General features: G+C 41.1%; 18 protein-coding genes and 1 pseudogene. 3 read left to right on the top strand and 16 right to left on the bottom strand.

Features of this window, described 5'->3' with window-relative positions:
* Window positions 1-122 precede the first annotated feature (122 nt).
* The 3 genes from WFH04_RS03100 to gpr all read right to left on the bottom strand — a co-directional run bounded on the left by WFH04_RS03100 (window position 123) and on the right by gpr (window position 4,267).
* Complete coding sequence (locus WFH04_RS03100; protein WP_336822598.1) at window positions 123-2,123, bottom strand: methyl-accepting chemotaxis protein; 2,001 nt, start codon at window positions 2,121-2,123, stop codon at window positions 123-125.
* Between the two features lie 199 nt (window positions 2,124-2,322).
* A complete protein-coding gene (gene spoIIP / locus WFH04_RS03095) occupies window positions 2,323-3,174 on the bottom strand; it encodes a stage II sporulation protein P (RefSeq protein ID WP_336822597.1) in 852 nt (283 codons plus the stop codon).
* A 43-nt stretch (window positions 3,175-3,217) separates the two neighbouring features.
* Entirely contained in the window at window positions 3,218-4,267 is a 1,050-nt protein-coding gene (gene gpr, locus WFH04_RS03090) for a GPR endopeptidase (RefSeq protein WP_336822596.1), read from the bottom strand.
* Between the two features lie 166 nt (window positions 4,268-4,433).
* Here gpr and rpsT point away from each other — a divergent pair, with 166 nt between their 5' ends.
* Window positions 4,434-4,685 carry a 30S ribosomal protein S20 gene (gene rpsT, locus WFH04_RS03085; protein ID WP_336822595.1) on the top strand — a complete coding sequence of 84 codons (252 nt, stop codon included), beginning with the start codon at window positions 4,434-4,436 and terminating at the stop codon, window positions 4,683-4,685.
* 54 nt (window positions 4,686-4,739) lie between these two features.
* Here the strand turns inward: rpsT and holA are convergent, their stop codons facing one another.
* Window positions 4,740-5,744 carry a DNA polymerase III subunit delta gene (gene holA, locus WFH04_RS03080; protein ID WP_336822594.1) on the bottom strand — a complete coding sequence of 335 codons (1,005 nt, stop codon included), beginning with the start codon at window positions 5,742-5,744 and terminating at the stop codon, window positions 4,740-4,742.
* 148 nt (window positions 5,745-5,892) lie between these two features.
* Between holA and WFH04_RS03075 the strand changes: the two genes are divergently transcribed.
* On the top strand, window positions 5,893-6,030 hold the full coding sequence (locus WFH04_RS03075; protein ID WP_336822593.1) for a YqzM family protein: 138 nt from the start codon (window positions 5,893-5,895) through the stop codon (window positions 6,028-6,030).
* Window positions 6,031-6,083: 53 nt separating this feature from the next.
* Here the strand turns inward: WFH04_RS03075 and WFH04_RS03070 are convergent, their stop codons facing one another.
* From WFH04_RS03070 to WFH04_RS03020, 11 genes are all read right to left on the bottom strand, one after another.
* On the bottom strand, window positions 6,084-8,297 hold the full coding sequence (locus tag WFH04_RS03070) for a DNA internalization-related competence protein ComEC/Rec2 (RefSeq protein ID WP_336822592.1): 2,214 nt from the start codon (window positions 8,295-8,297) through the stop codon (window positions 6,084-6,086).
* Between the two features lie 74 nt (window positions 8,298-8,371).
* The gene (locus tag WFH04_RS03065; protein ID WP_336822591.1) at window positions 8,372-8,938 is read right to left on the bottom strand and encodes a ComE operon protein 2; all 567 of its coding nucleotides are present in this window, start codon (window positions 8,936-8,938) and stop codon (window positions 8,372-8,374) included.
* A gap of 22 nt (window positions 8,939-8,960) precedes the next feature.
* Window positions 8,961-9,632, bottom strand: coding sequence for a helix-hairpin-helix domain-containing protein (locus WFH04_RS03060; RefSeq protein WP_336822590.1), 672 nt, complete (start codon window positions 9,630-9,632; stop codon window positions 8,961-8,963).
* Between the two features lie 57 nt (window positions 9,633-9,689).
* Window positions 9,690-10,430 (bottom strand): class I SAM-dependent DNA methyltransferase, encoded by a 741-nt coding sequence (locus tag WFH04_RS03055; protein ID WP_336822589.1) that lies wholly within the window; start codon window positions 10,428-10,430, stop codon window positions 9,690-9,692.
* Window positions 10,427-10,771, bottom strand: a complete 345-nt coding sequence (gene rsfS, locus WFH04_RS03050) for a ribosome silencing factor (RefSeq protein ID WP_336822588.1) — start codon at window positions 10,769-10,771, stop codon at window positions 10,427-10,429. The genes WFH04_RS03055 and rsfS overlap by 4 nt, the downstream gene beginning before the upstream one ends.
* 29 nt (window positions 10,772-10,800) lie before the next feature.
* Entirely contained in the window at window positions 10,801-11,361 is a 561-nt protein-coding gene (gene yqeK / locus WFH04_RS03045) for a bis(5'-nucleosyl)-tetraphosphatase (symmetrical) YqeK (RefSeq protein WP_336822587.1), read from the bottom strand.
* Complete coding sequence (locus tag WFH04_RS03040; protein WP_336822586.1) at window positions 11,354-11,920, bottom strand: nicotinate-nucleotide adenylyltransferase; 567 nt, start codon at window positions 11,918-11,920, stop codon at window positions 11,354-11,356. The genes yqeK and WFH04_RS03040 overlap by 8 nt, the downstream gene beginning before the upstream one ends.
* Window positions 11,921-11,932: 12 nt before the next feature.
* Window positions 11,933-12,220, bottom strand: a complete 288-nt coding sequence (gene yhbY, locus WFH04_RS03035) for a ribosome assembly RNA-binding protein YhbY (RefSeq protein WP_336822585.1) — start codon at window positions 12,218-12,220, stop codon at window positions 11,933-11,935.
* Window positions 12,220-13,050: a shikimate dehydrogenase gene (aroE, locus tag WFH04_RS03030; RefSeq protein ID WP_336822584.1), complete on the bottom strand. Its 831-nt coding sequence runs from the start codon at window positions 13,048-13,050 to the stop codon at window positions 12,220-12,222. The genes yhbY and aroE overlap by 1 nt, the downstream gene beginning before the upstream one ends.
* Before the next feature lie 12 nt (window positions 13,051-13,062).
* A complete protein-coding gene (gene yqeH / locus WFH04_RS03025; RefSeq protein WP_336822583.1) occupies window positions 13,063-14,178 on the bottom strand; it encodes a ribosome biogenesis GTPase YqeH in 1,116 nt (371 codons plus the stop codon).
* On the bottom strand, window positions 14,166-14,681 hold the full coding sequence (locus WFH04_RS03020) for a YqeG family HAD IIIA-type phosphatase (protein ID WP_336822582.1): 516 nt from the start codon (window positions 14,679-14,681) through the stop codon (window positions 14,166-14,168). Before WFH04_RS03020 ends, yqeH begins: the two co-directional genes overlap by 13 nt.
* Window positions 14,682-14,859: 178 nt before the next feature.
* Between WFH04_RS03020 and sigK the strand changes: the two genes are divergently transcribed.
* The gene (gene sigK / locus WFH04_RS03015; RefSeq protein WP_336822581.1) at window positions 14,860-15,561 is read left to right on the top strand and encodes an RNA polymerase sporulation sigma factor SigK; all 702 of its coding nucleotides are present in this window, start codon (window positions 14,860-14,862) and stop codon (window positions 15,559-15,561) included.
* A 263-nt stretch (window positions 15,562-15,824) separates the two neighbouring features.
* Here the strand turns inward: sigK and WFH04_RS18435 are convergent.
* A pseudogene (locus WFH04_RS18435) lies at window positions 15,825-15,919 on the bottom strand (transposase); the annotation flags it as partial.

The following is a 15,919-nucleotide window of genomic DNA, read 5'->3' as shown; positions in this document are numbered from 1 at the left end:
TCTTATGTCGCTATGCTATTTTATTGTAAAAATACATCATTTACGGCATGCCGGACACTCTTATCTAAAAAAAGCAAGTGGAGAAACAGATAGCATTCTCCACTCACTAATTACACTTTATGCTAAATTTTAAATTGGCTAATTGCTTTTTGCAATTCATCACTTAGACTTGTCAACGTGTCCGCTGCTTCTGAAACCTCGCGTATCGCTCGAAGTTGCTCGTCCGTGGAGGCGCTAATTTCCTCACTCGCTGCAGCTGTCTCTTCGGCAGTCGATGACATCGTTTCAATCGTTTCAAGAACCTTTTCCTTACGTTCGACGACTCGATTAATCTCATCAAAAACACTACTAATTGATTGTTCAAGCCTCTCCATTAAGTTAGACATATCGCCAAATGTCCGTTGAGTATCCAACACAACTTGTTCCTGTGCATGAAAAGTTTCACCTGTCTCTTTCATTTGCTGCGTCACTTGTCTTGAGCCTTGTTGAAGTTCTTGGACAGTCATTTTCACTTCCTCTGTCGCAAGGGTAGATTGCTCAGCAAGCTTTCTTACTTCCTCTGCTACTACCGCAAAACCTTTTCCATGCTCACCTGCCCGCGCAGCTTCAATACTTGCATTTAGAGCAAGTAGATTCGTTTGTGCTGAAATAGTAGTGATCGTTTCCATCACAACTCCAATCGCGCCTACTTTTGACTCAAGCTGTTCAATGACTTCTGCCATCGATTGTAAATTCGTTTTCCAATTATTAAATGATACTTGTAGTTCATCCACTCGCTTGCTTCCTTCATTATTCGCTTCGTTAGCCTCAAACGCAATGGATGTCATCAATCTTGCTTTCTCTTGTATACCATTAATTTGATCATTTAATTGATTGACGGTTTCGACTGCAAATTCAGTATCATGGGCCGATTTTGTCGCCCCAGATGCAATGTCATCAATTGCTCCAGCCATCTGCTCGCTAACGGCAGTTGTCTCCTCCGCAGATGCGCTCAGTCCCTCTGCAGATAAGCGTACCTCACTGACAGACCGATTTACGACTGAAACAATTTCTCTAACCTTCGCTATCATCATATTAAAGTTTTCCGCTAACTTACCTAATTCATCTTTTGTAGCACCTTCGACAGAGGCATGCAAATCTCCTTCCGCCACTCGGTTTATAGTTCTGCGGATAACGGATAGAGGGCTAATAATTTTTGAAATGATAACCCATAATACAGCCACTGCCACTATTTCTGTTATGATGAAGATGGCTATAATGATCAGTTTCATTTGGCTTGTTGATTTAGCGATAGCATTTTGCTTGAATGCAGCGCCTACCGTCCACCCCAAATGAGGAATTTCACTATGGACACTAATCATCTTTTCTTTGTTTTCGATATACCGTCCAATGCCTTTTTGGTTTTCAGTGCTAAACAGTGTTGTCATATAGGAAAAATCCTTCATCTCTTCTTCCTGAACAATTAAGGGATGTACGATCGCTCCACCGTTGCTATCAAATAAAAATGGATATCCTTCGAAACCGAAGTCACTTTCTGACACACTTTTCGTAACATTGCCTAAACTGATATCTACACCAACTACGCCAACAACCGAACGATTATGAGCAACAGCTTTCGATGCAGTAATGACATAACCACCTGTAGCTGCGTCGACATAAGGGTCCGACCAAACTACTTTATCGGGTTGTTCACTTGCACCTATGTACCAAACTCGACTAGTCGGGTCAAAATTAGGGATTTCAACGTGTGGCACAAATTTAATATTTTTATTCTGAAAACCAAAATACATTAGATCTGCTTCCGGCAATTGCTCCATATAATTTTCGAAGGCTTGTTCAATATTCCGATTGAGCAACTCCTCTTCCTCGACATTTCCATTCTGAGTTTCTATGAATTCTAATACTGCCGGGTTTTTTGTAATTAATTGCAAAGCTTTTTCGTACTGCAACATGAAATTTTCAATGCTGCGCCCCATTTCATCGACGGCAACTTGGCTTTGATCCAAAATGACATTTTCTGAATGCTTGAGCACTTGATTCGTAACAATTACATAAATGACTCCTAAAGAAATTAAAAATAATAAAGATACACTTACAATAATTTTTGCTTTAATCGATTTCATGCTCCAGCCCCCAATACGCGTTTTTTCTTTATATTCAATCCATTCCGACTTTCTTCACTCCATTATAGGCGAATAGTCCGCAACAATAAAGCTACTTTTCACTAAATGTACATATTTTAGAAATTTAACTCATACATATTGCCTAATAAACTTGAAAAGAACTGGAAATCAATTGATTTCCAGTTCAAAACAACATTGCTTATTTACTTTGTTGCTGTGTTTTCTCATTCTCCAACATCGTTGTAGCAGCCTCAGCTATAATCGCTACAGTTCTGTTCAGCTCGTCTTCCGTATTCCCTATGCCTCCCAATTCTATTAAAATGATATTCGGAGACAAATCTTGGTTATACTTTCCATCTACGCCTTGCCCGCCTTTGGGAAGTAAATTTTTTGTAATCCCTGGAATAATTTTATCCATTTCTTTTTTAAGAGTCATCGTTTTGTGCATATTCAATTTATAATTCGCGTGATCGGTGCCCACTACAAAAGATACTTTTGCATACCTTTCTCCTTCATGAACAATCGTCGTTGCTTCAGGGCCAATCGAATCCCGATGAACATCGATTATTAAATCATAATCCTTTTCGCTAATCTTCTGTTTCACGTGCGGTCGTATTTCCTTATATGCCCGCCAATAAGGAATGTTTTTTTTCACCATTTCTTTATTATTGTCTACATCAAGCATATCAGTCTCTACACCGTGTACAATTAATTGATTTTTTAATTTTTCTCCCATCTTCATAACATTTTCTGTTTGATGGGAAACAGCCACTTTTCCATCTGCTGCTTTCGTCATCGGTTCGTACGCTTCCTGTGAATGAGTGAAATATAAAAGCACTTTTGAAGGATCTGTCGCATTGTCGACAGGTTTCACTTCTTCTTCTTCGTCTTTCGGCTCTTCCATTATGTTGGAAGCGTACACGATGAATGCGTTTTCTTTGATGATTTTTGCTGATGACATAGTGGATCCTTCCGGTATAAATTGGATGACTACCGGGAAAAGGAATAGAACGAATACAATTACGGACAAAATTTGCATATTTTTTTTCATATGGCATCCCCCCGTCTTCCAACTATATGCGGGGGATGGTAGGTCAATGACTGGATTTAAAGCTTTCAATCCATTGGGTTATGGAACCTGTCAAAGCTTCTGCATATAACGCAACATAAGAATCAATTTCTTTCGGAGAAATAAATGTGTTCAATTCATGTGAAGACAAAACCTCTTCAAACAACTGAACGCGGTCTTCGTGTGGCCATGAAGACCAATCGCCAAAAATCGGAATTAGCTTCGAACGATCGGCCCCTTCCTTTGCCTCATGGAGCCATGGTGAAACGGATAATCTTGAGGAAGGATGTGACTCTTCCTCAATCTTAGAAGCAATGTAGCCAAACAACGTATTAATTGCATCGGCAATTAATACCGGACCATCCACTACTGTCGGGATGCCGATCGCAAGTACGGGACAACCTAACGTCTCCTTCGATATTTCTTTTCTGCTATTGCCAACTCCAGAGCCAGGGTGGATGCCTGTATCCGTCAATTGGATCGTTCTGCAAAGCCTTGCACTGTCTCTGGCAGCAAGTGCATCAATGACTACTAATAGATCTGGTTTAATTTCCGACACCATTGCTCTTACGAAATCGGCTGTTTCAAGTCCTGTCTGAATCGTAACACCTGGAGAATATACATACAGCTCACTGCCTTCTTCTGTATCCGAATAGTATTCTGGGACGATATCACGCAAGCGATCCATCGTCAATGGTCCGACCGCATCCGGCGTTACATCTCGGTTTCCAAGACCGATAATTAAAATCTTACCTTCTTTCAAATTCGGCATGTTTTCCGTCAGCTCAATCAGTTTATTTGTTAAGACGGACGCCATTTCATTCAGCCCGGATTCATCGGCAACCGTCATTTTAGGAACGGTTAATGTAATATACGTACCAGCTTTCTTTCCAATCCGTTCCTCGCCTCGCTCATCAATCTTGACAGATGTCAAAACGACCCGTCCATGCCTCTTCTCACTAAAATTTACACCTTCCGATTCTTTTAACGTATCTTTTTCGGATTCCGTCCGATGACGTACCATTTCCTCACTTTCAACAAGTAAGTCTGTCCGATAGAAATCAAATTTTTTCATTCCTTTTCACCTCAATCAATAGCTTGCACGTTGTGTCAAGGAAATATTCTTTGCGTATTTTTATTGCGTTCTGCCTGTCACTTTGCTAAAATATTTATGTTGTAAAGAGATATCCGAATGATATAGGGAAACACTCTTGCCTTACCTGAAATTGGAGGTGAATGAAATGCCAAACATTAAAGGTGCAATCAAACGTGTAAAACAAAGCACTGCAGCGAACGAACACAACTCTCAAATCAAAGCTGCTATGCGTACTGCTGTACGTAAAGCTGATACTGCGATCATCAATAAAGAAGAGAACGCTTCTGAACTTTTGAAAGATGCGGTTAAAAAATTGGACACTGCTGCTCGAAAAGGTCTTATCCATAAAAATACAGCAGCTCGCCAAAAAGCACGTCTTACGAAAAAAGCTCAATAACAAACTTAAGGGGCTGTCCAAAATGGACAGCCCCCTTCGTTTAAACAACTCATTTTAAAGCGGCTCCATAAAAAAAACTTCTAATACTCGCTCTCTTTTGCCGCCAGTCGTTTTTAATTTATAATCGATTGCAGCCAATTTCTCCAAAATCAATAAAAGTCGATCCATAGGCGGTACTTGACGATTTTCCATTATAAGTTTGACACGATATGGATGGACATTCAACGTTTTTGCGATTTGCTGTTGCTGGTAACCTTTTTTTGTCAATGACGTGACATGGATCATAAGACGGATTTGCCCAGCTATAAGAGATGTCAACATAATCGGCTCTTCCCCGTTTCTCAATAAGTCATGATAGATGGATACAGTCCGCCTAACATCGCCTCGCATATAAGCTTCCGTCAAACGGAATACATCCATTTCCGGTGTTCTTGGCACTAATAACTCTACAATATCTTTCGTCACTTCTCCTTGACCGTCCATATACATCGCAATTTTGGACACTTCTGCCGATAACATTAATAAATCATTGCCTGCCATATCAACTAAGTATTGTGCAGTTTCTCCGCTTATTTTCACACCATTCGCACTGCATTCTTGCTGTACCCATGTCGTAAGATCCTTTCCTTCTAGCCGGTTTGCCTCGACAACAACTGCCTTCTTCATCATCGATTTTGTTATTTTCAGCCGCTTGTCCAATTTCTCATACGGGGCTAAAAAAACAACTATTGCAGTCGGGGATGGATGATCAAGCCATTTGTCCAATAAAGCTGTATTTTGTTCAATTTTCTCCTTTTTATCAGGTGCTTTAAGGAATGAAGCATTTTGAGCGATAATGAATTTGCGATCCTCCAAAAAAGGCAGCGTATCCGCTTCTTCAATGACCGATTCTATTGGTGTTTCCGTCATGTCAAAGCGGATGACGGAGCTTTCCTCAATCCCATCTATCGCTTTTATGAGACGCTTAATCGTCGTATCCAATAAATGTTGTTCCAGCCCCGTCAATAAATAAACCGGGGCAATTTTTCCCGCATCTATATCTTTCCAAATCGCATTCATATGTATTCCTCCTGTATATCACCACAACTATTATACATCGTCTATGACTAAATTGTGTCGTTTCCATTGTAAAGGCAATTAAAAACTGTTTCATATGGATTTTTTACGTATTATCATCTATACTATATAAGAATCAGGAGGTGTAGCAATGAATGAGTTCGAACAAGACGTACAGTCTAAACGCAATGACTTAATCGATTCTGGAATGGGCTTCATTGTAGCTTTTATCGCATTTTCTGCAATTTTCGTTATTGCTACAATCATAGACTTCGTCTCACAGCATTAATGTCAAGAAGAACAGACAATGCCTTCCTTCCGCGGAAAAGTATTGTCTGTTTTTCATTTGGCTGAAGTAGAAATGTAGTAATCTCCTCGTTTTACAGTTATTGTGATTGAACCTAATTCTGCTGTTGCAGCTGTAAGAACATCGAATTTATCGAATGTATTGATCACTTCGGCATGAGGATGCCCGTAACGATTATTCCGTCCATACGACAATATTGTTAGTTTAGGTGAGAGCATTTCTATAAACGGCTCTGAACTTGACGTTCTGCTACCATGATGACCCGCTTTCAAAATAAGCCGGGAGCCCCAATCTATTTCTCCATATGTACGTATAATCCGCTTTTCTCCCTCCACTTCCAAGTCTCCAGTAAATAAAAACGATACGTCCCCTGTTCGCATATATAACACTAAGGAACTATCGTTTCCATTATAATTCCCATTAGGAGGTGATAAATAGATAAAGTCAATATCTAACAGCTTCCAAGCGTTACCTTCTTTCATTGGACGAATCGGGATCCCTTTTTCCTCAGAAATGCGAATGACGTCTTTCATTGTTGGCTCTTGACTGCTTTCAGGCGAAATATGGATTTCTTTTATTTTCAACTCTTCCATAACCTCGTCCGCCCCTTCTATATGGTCGCTATCCGCATGCGTCAGTAATAGTTTGTCAATTTTTGTAATTCCCTTCCCTTTTAAAAACGGAACGACAATATTTCTGCCAATTTCAAATTGATGGTTTGGCGTTTTCCAGTTCGGTTCTCCAAAGGTCACTCTTCCTCCCGTATCAATTACATACACCCCTTTTCGATTCGGCAGTTCGATAATGATGCTATCCCCTTGTCCAACATCTAAAAAAGTAACACGAAGCGAACGATCAGTATATGGTTGCGCTGCAATAAGCAACACAGGTATTACAATCCAGATGATCGCAGGAAACACCTTCTGTTGCTTTTCAAAAGAAACGAAGAAAGTGATAAGGCAAAAAAACGAAATGATAAGCAGGATAGTGGAAGGCCGACCCGGCGTCCACATTTGATAAGGCAAATCTGATAAAAAGATCGTCAATTTGTCAATCCATTCGCGAAATGGCGTATAGAGCAAAAATAGCATATTTGCAATAAAAGGCAGGGCATACGACAGGAATAGCAGAAAAATATTTGCTGGCAAAATGACGAAAGAATAGAGAGGGACGAATAGCAAATTAACAATAAAAGATGATAATGAAATTTCATAAAAGTGGTAAAGAAGAACCGGACATAACGCCAACTGTGTGATGAATGTAACGAGAAACGAATTTCGTAACACTGATGAAGACTGTGATAAGATGTCCGATGAATAGATGAGCGAAAATGCTGCTAAATAGGACAGCTGAAATCCTGGCTGGAATAGGACAAACGGCTCGTAAAGAATGAAAACGGCTGCACTGATCGAAAGCGCATCATCCATTCTCATCTTCACCTTGCCTGTTGCAGTCAAAAGCAAAATGATGGTTACTGAAACTGCCCGCCATACAGAAGGAGCGCCACCCGCAATGACTGCATACAATGGCAGCAAAATGATCATCAACGTATCAACAGTCTCTATTCTTACTGAAAGGCGGATTAATAGATAGCGGATCATCATTGTCAATAAACCGACATGTAGCCCAGAAATTGCGAACAGGTGAGTAATGCCTAAAGTTCTATATCGCTGTGCAGCAGCTTCATCCATCCCGCTACGGTCGCCAATGAGCAATGCTTCCGCTTCCACCTGCAGCGATTCAGGAAAAACCTTTTCAATATGCTGCTTTACACGCCATCTTTGCAATGAAAGCATCTGCATCATCCCTGATCGGTTGTTCACCCCAACCAATTGCTGTGCCTCAAACTGCCCGACCGCTCCATTCATCCGCAAATATTTACCCATATCAAATGAATACGCATGGGAAGGTATCGCTGGCTCCTTATATGAGCCTGTAAATGCAAATTGATAAGATGGCAGATGAGTATGCATAAATCGGTTTTTTTCCTGTTCATCTTCAAACGAATACAAAACGTATACAGTTTCCCCTGTATGCGTTTTACCGAAACCTTTTAATTTACCTCCATCTATTTTCACTTGATCAGAAAAGGTAATGTGAAGCGTTTCAGAAATACTAACTTCTTTGTCAACAGGTAAAATAGAAAGAATATACCAATAGGAAAGAATTGCAAACGTGAATGAGAGAATTGGTGTAATCCAATCCTTTCTAAGAAGAAAAATGGGGAGTAAGAAAAGGTTGACGAACAATACGTACGCCGAGCCGTAAGCAGCAAAAGCTGAAACGGCAATCGGCACGCAAATATAAATTAATCGGAAGTTTTTTATTTTATCCCAAATAATTCATCCGCCCTTTTTTGATAAGGGACGAGTTCTTCTGACGATGCACCTAAAGAAGCCATTTGTGAAATCAGCTCATCAATTAATGCTAATTTGTCATCCTTTGCAAAATCGATATTCCTTTCATCAAAAGGGATATGCTGAACCGACACACCGGATTGAGCGAATAATTTCATAGCGTATTCATCGTTTTTGTAATCTGTAGCGTAATAAACATGCTTAATTCCAGACTGGATAATCGCTTTCGAACATTGCAAACACGGAAAATGAGTTACGTAGAGGGATGCCCCTTCTACCGGGCTGCCGTATTTTGCACATTGCAAAAGGGCATTCATTTCAGCATGGATTGTGCGCACGCAATGGTTTCCAACGACATAACAACCATGGTCAATACAATGATCGCCTCCAGAAATGGATCCGTTATATCCGCCCGCAATGATGCGATTATCACGAACGATTGTTGCGCCTACTGTAAGTCTTGTACAAGTGCTTCTGACCGCCAACAAATGGCATTGAGCCATGAAAAACTGGTCCCAAGTAATACGCTCCATATGTATGCCTCCAAACTTATTACTACTTAATTGAAATGAATGGTTCAAGCTTTTCAAATGTCTTTTGCCCGATGCCTGAAACTTCCATGAGCGATTCAGTCGTCTGGAAAGGCCCATGATCCGTCCGATATTGAACTATAGATGCAGCTTTAGAAGGTCCGATGCCTGGCAATGTTGTCAATTCCGACTCATCTGCCGTGTTTATATTCACTTTTCTTTCATCAGAAGAATCACTATTAGAAGGCTGCATCATTTGCATATTATCTGAAAGATCGATTTCTCCTTCTTTCGGAACATAAATATACATTTCGTCAGTTAGCTTCATTGCATGATTCAACACACGGGCATCAGCTTCTGGCAAATAGCCACCTGCGGCTTCAATTGCATCGACTACTCGATCACCTTCTAACAAAGTATAGACGTTCGGGTATTTGACTGCCCCTTGAATATCGATGACGATCTTCTCAGGTTCTGTTATTTCTTTTACTTGTCCATCCAAAACTTCTGTCTGCTCTGCCTCTTCAACGAGGCCAATATTGGGAAGTTGTCCGCTTTCGACAATAAACTCATTGTCTGCCTGTCCACGGGGGAAGAACAGGATGGCGGAAACGACAGCGATTGCTGCAATAGGGGTGATGATCCGACGCCAATTACCGGATAGCCATGTAGAAAACAGTTTGTTCACCCTTTCCACAAGGCATCCATATGGAGTCACTCCCACTATATAACATTTCTAAGGGAAAAGAAAGATTCATTTACGTACTTGAAAAAAGATTCTTTCACTTTCTTCAGTCGGCGGTTCATCTTCCCAGTCGGCAAAAATGCGTTCAATCGTAAAACCTGCTTTCTCCAACATTTCAACATAGGCAAAAACCGGCATCGTCCGCTGGTGATGTGCTTCATCAAAACGTTTATATAAACCAGACTCCTGTTTTACAAAGAAAGCGATTTCCGAGTATACATCATGATCCGCTTCCCCTTCAAATGTCTCCCATATGTAAGCAATCCGACCGTTATCAAACGTGAAGGGTCCTTCCATGAAAATTTCATCCGTTTTATATGTCGAATGTACATCGAAAAGAAGATGGCCATTCGGTTTTAATGCATGATAAATATTTTTAAACGTTTGAAATACTTCTTGTGGATCTGTCACATAATTGAGTGCATCTATTGGTATGACGGCTGCATCATAGATTTCACGCTCATTTATTTCTTGCATCAGCTGTCTCTTAAACGTTATCTCCTGATGATGAGCTGCAGCACGTTTCCTTGCAACAGATAGCATTTCTTCAGAAAGATCGATTCCATCGACCATAGCGCCCGCCTTCGTAAGCATTAAGCTTAGAAGGCCGGTGCCGCACCCGACATCCAATACTTTTTTGCCGTCAAGTCCATGAACAGCTTCATCGATCAATTCAACATAAAGGTCATAAGGAATGTCAGACATTAATTCATCATAGACAGCTGCGAATTCTGTGTAAGCGGAGTTCATTGTTCATCCGCCATATTGAGCATTTGTGCATCGCCCCATAACTTTTCCAAGTTATAATAGCCACGCTCATCGCGATGGAATACATGGACAACGACATCCCCTAAATCGACTAAAACCCATCTTCCCGTTTCAAAACCTTCCATACGCTTCACATCAAAACCATTTTCCGCTGCTTTATCGGCAACTTCTCTCGCAATTGCTTGAACTTGTCTTTCAGAGTTTGCATGGCAAATAATGAATTGATCTGCAATAAGGGAAATCCCTTCCATATTAAGAACTACGATATCCTGTCCCTTTTTATCTTCCACTGCGTTATAAGCTGTTTGTAGTAATGTTGTCATTATTTCACGTTTCCTTTCATTGAGGCTGTTCAGTTTGATAGTACATATTCGTTATAGCATTCAAATGAATCCGGAAAAACAGGAACTTGTTTAGATACAAGATATTGAACAGAATGGATAATACATGCTTTCATGCTTTCTTCCAGTGATTTCTCCGCTTCTGTCCTCAATTGCTCGACACCGGGGAATTGCCGATTTGGTTCAATCAAATCCGCAATATAAATCACCTTTTCGATATCGGACATTCCCGCTCTCCCTGTCGTATGATAACGGATCGCATTCAGCACATCCTCATCTGTCACACCGAATTCCTCTTCAGCGATCATCGCTCCTACAGGTGCATGCCATAGCTCGTGATGGTAATGTAAAAGCCTTTCGTCATGCTCGCTCTCTTCCAATTTTTTGCGTAATTTCACAGGCTCCATAAACTTTGCAATATCATGAATTAACGCAGCCTTTTCCGCTTTCTCAACGGAAAGGCCGAATCGGTCTGCAAGTTCAACCGCCGTATGGGCAACTCGTAAAACATGTTCAAATCGGTGGATGGGCAATCTTTTTTTATTTTCTTCAATGAGTCGAGTTCTATCCATACAACTCCTCCTTGCGAATGAATGCTTCCACTCCGTTTGGCAAAAGGAAACGGACTGGACCACCTTCAGCAAAGCGCTTGCGAATAAGTGTAGATGATAAATCGATTTCCGGAATGTTTACTTTGACAATCGGAAATGTTGTTTCACCATTCGAATCCGGCCGATCCACCCCGACGAATGTGACAAGCTTCAAAAGTTCATCGATGCGATGCCACTGAGGCAATATGTCAATCATATCACCGCCAATAATGAAAAAAAATTCATTGCTTGGCTCCATTTCTTTCAAGGCTGCCATCGTATCATACGTATACGATACACCACCACGATCAACTTCAAAAGAAGAGCAAGTTAATCCATCCACGTGTTCCACAGACATCTCGACCATCCGCAATCGCTGCTCAGGCGATGCATCATTCGGATTCATTTTATGTGGGGGAATAGCAGTCGGCATTAAACGGATTTCATCCAATTGAAGCGCATGCCTCACTTCATCTGCAATGAGCAGATGGCCGATATGCGGCGGATTGAATGTGCCGCCCAATATTCCGATCCGTTTCATGGAACCCCTCCTTTATGGAAGAATAATTCTTTTCTTTTCTTTTGATTCTTTATACAAAACGAGGATCTTGCCGATCACTTGCACGACGTCGATTCCTGCTTCCTGCAAGCGGTCAGCAATATCATTTTTGTCTTCTTCGCAATTTTGAAGAATGCTCACTTTAATCAATTCCCTTGCTTCCAACGCCTCTTCGATCTGTTTAATGATCGGTTGCGTCAATCCGCCTTTCCCAATTTGGAAAATCGGCTGTAAATGATGCGCTTCACTTCGTAAATAGCTTTTTTGTTTTCCAGTTAACATCAAATTCCTCCAAGTTGATCTGTAATTGTTCGAATCATTTTTTTCGTATTTGGGTAGACACCAGTCCACTGCTCAAATGATAAGGCACCTTGATGAACAAACATGCCTACACCATTTAACGGTAAACCGCCTTTACTTTCTGCCTGTTCAAGAAATTCCGTGCGAAGCGGATTATAAATAATATCAGCGACAATTGTACCTGCACTTACATTCATCAACTGCAAAGGTATGCCTTCTTTAGCAAAGTTCATGCCGACAGACGTCGTTTGTACGATCAATCCAAAATTTGATAAATTTGCTTCTGCATCCCGTAAAGGGATTGCTGAAGCCCCCTCTATATCGGATGAAAGAAGTTCCGCTTTCTCAAGCGTTCTATTTGTAATGGCAATCGGTCCATATCCTGCTTCATGCAATGCGAACGCAATCCCTTTCGCTGCACCTCCAGCACCGATGAGCAATACATTTTTTCCTTTACCTACCGTACCGTATTTCTCTTCCAATGAACGTACAAATCCGTGGCCATCTGTATTCATTCCGTATAGACGGCCATCTTCCAGCACTTTCACCATATTGACAGCGTTCATCATCCTTGCAGAAGTGTCAATTTCATCCAACAAATCGATAATAGCCGTCTTATGGGGAATTGTTACGTTCCATCCACTGCACCCTAATCTTTTTAAACTTTCGATCGCCTTGGATAGATCCTGCTCCCTTACATGAACAGGAATATAAGAAGCATCGATTCCGGCATCAGAAAACCACTCTTCATGCATTGCAGGCGACATCGATTGCGCAATCGGGTCTCCGATTACCGCATACCATTTTTTCATGAACGCTCCCCCTTAAATTAAAGATGGACGAAGAACGACATTCACCCCACGCGGCGCATGTACTGCGACGACTACATTAGGATGCTGAACTGTAATCCATCCTAATCCCGAAATGACGATATCCGTTTTCGGTTTTTTAATGGAAAACTCATGCCGGACGAGAGGAGGCAATTTTTCTAATGATTCACCGCTCGGCGGAGATAGAAGTTCTCCTAAATGGTTGTTATATAGGTCATCGGCATTTTCTAATTTTGTCCGATGGATTGGCAAAGCATTGGATACGTGGATAGTGAACGAAGAACGGTCACCTCGAATGAAATCAAAACGGGAGAGCCCTCCAATAAACAATGTTTGCTCCGCATTTAATTGGAACACTTTTGGCTTCAATTCTTTTTTCGGTGTAATTGCCTTCAAATCTTCTGTGTCCAAATAATGAGCAATTTGATGATCGTTAATAATTCCCGGTGTATCGTATATGGCTTTACCGTCCTCGAACGGAATTTCCACTAAATCTAAAGTCGTTCCTGGGAAATGGGATGTTGTAATAACATCGCCCACTCCGGTTGCACTTTTAATGATCCGATTAATGAAAGTTGATTTACCGACATTCGTGCACCCAACGACATAGACGTCTTTCCCTTTGCGATAAGCATCGATCGCTTCCATCGCTTCCGGCATTCCCTGTCCTCTATGGGCAGATACTAATTTGACATCTACGGGCTTCAGCCCTAATTTTGCCGATTCAGTTTTCATCCAATGAACAAGTTTGTTGCGATTCACGGATTTAGGAAGAATATCGGCTTTATTTCCAATTAGCAAAATGTCTTTATTGCCTACGAATCGATGAAGACCATTAATCCAGCTGCCATTAAAATCAAAAATATCAACGATTTTAATGATTAAACCTTCTTTCTCTCCAATACCATTCAAGATTGTCAGGAAATCATCGCCCGATAAAGAAACGGGCTGTAATTCGTTATAATTCCGAAGTCTAAAGCATCGCTGACATACGACATCCTCTTTTTCTAAAGAAGATGGAGGTGCGTATCCTTCTAATTTCGGATTATCCGTTTGGATTGGAATGCCGCAGCCGATGCATTTAAGTTGTTCCACGATTATTCCTCCCATTTGATCATGCCGCGTTTTTTCATTTTGCCCATGATCCTTCTTTCAATCATTCGGTTAAATTTCGTTACGAAACCGTCCGAGTTTGCGACAGGGACGACTAATATCGTATGAAGGCCGAAACGGTTGCCTCCTAAAATATCGGTCATCAGTTGATCGCCTACCATGACGACCTCATTTTTTTGAAGTTTCATCATTTCAAGCGCACGTTTAAACGACTTTTGAAGCGGCTTCCGCGCATCGCATATGTAAGGCGTATTCAACGGGCCACAAAAAGTTTGTACACGTTCATTATTATTATTGGACAATATTGTCACTTGCAATCCTGCATCGTTCATCTGTTTCACCCATTCGGTTATTTCCGGTGTAGCTTCAGGGCGATCCCATTCAACGAGCGTATTGTCAAGATCGGTAATAATCCCTTTAATCCCTTTTTCTTTTAATTTTTCCGGTGAAATTTGAAATATATTTTTTACATACTCATCCGGCAAAAAATAATTATACACGACATCCACTCCGTTATCCGCTAATTCAAGATTGATTATAACATATCAGTATCCAATACACTCACTGTTCTCACTGATAGAAAATGGACAGCCTTTCGACCTTGTCCTACGAAAAAACTAGTGATACGCCAAGCCCTGACCGCATATGCTGTCATACAACGACACAGGAGGTGGACCAATGAGCGGATTTGTTATGGCACTCGTCCAACTGTGGGTCGAAATTCCGGCAATGGTCGGTTACATCCGAGGGCAGGCTTTCCGGCGTCCGTTGTCCAAGGCAGAAGAAGCAGACTGCTTAAAACGACTATCTGAAGGCGATGAAAGTGCCAGAGATGAACTAATTGAGAGGAATATGCGCCTTGTCGCCCATGTTGTGAAAAAATTCCACCCTAAACACGAGCAACTTGATGACTATATCTCCATTGGCACAATCGGACTCATGAAAGCAGTGAACAGCTTCACGCTTGATCGTAAAACAAAATTAGCTACGTATGCGGCTAGATGTATTGAAAACGAAATCTTAATGTATTTACGAACTCAAAAGAAAGTTCAAAAGGATGTATCCTTATTTGACCCAATCGGCACAGATAAAGACGGACAGTCCTTGCAAATTGCAGACCTTTTGCAAACCGAAGACGAAGCGCCGATTGAAACGGTTCAGCAAAAGGAACAAAAAGAGAGGCTTTATCGCCATTTAGGAAAATTGGACAGCAGAGAATTAGAAATTATTCAACGCCGTTATGGATTATTGGATGACCAGCCCATGACCCAGAAGGAAATTGCTAAGCAATTGAATATTTCAAGAAGTTATGTATCACGTATTGAGAAACGGGCAATTGTCAAACTGTACCAGCTTTTTAAACACGAATACAACGAATGATAGCCTCCTTACATTTTCCCCACCATTACTGCTCTCAAAACTGTTTGCAATTTCAAGTCGTTTACTAAATAAGAAAAAGGCGTCTCTGCCACAAGGTCAATCCCTGTGATAGATACGCCTTTTTGCTTGCATTTTAATCATCAAAAGGGGCTGTCCAATAAGTCCCTAAAATAGAACAGGTGGCGAAAAACGAATCGTTTTTCGCCACCTGTTCTTGTATTTTTCTCATTCAATACTGAAAGTAGCACGCGGATGCCGGCCACTTTCAGTAGATTGTGGGCCAATGCCACAATTCCGAATTCCGTATGCACCTTTTCGATGCCCCGCAGTGAGAATTTGCGGAACGACCGATTGCCCT

Source organism: Sporosarcina sp. USHLN248, assembly GCF_037144575.1.
Taxonomy (GTDB): Bacteria; Bacillota; Bacilli; order Bacillales_A; family Planococcaceae; genus Sporosarcina; species Sporosarcina contaminans.
This window is presented reverse-complemented; position numbering and strand designations above follow the sequence as displayed.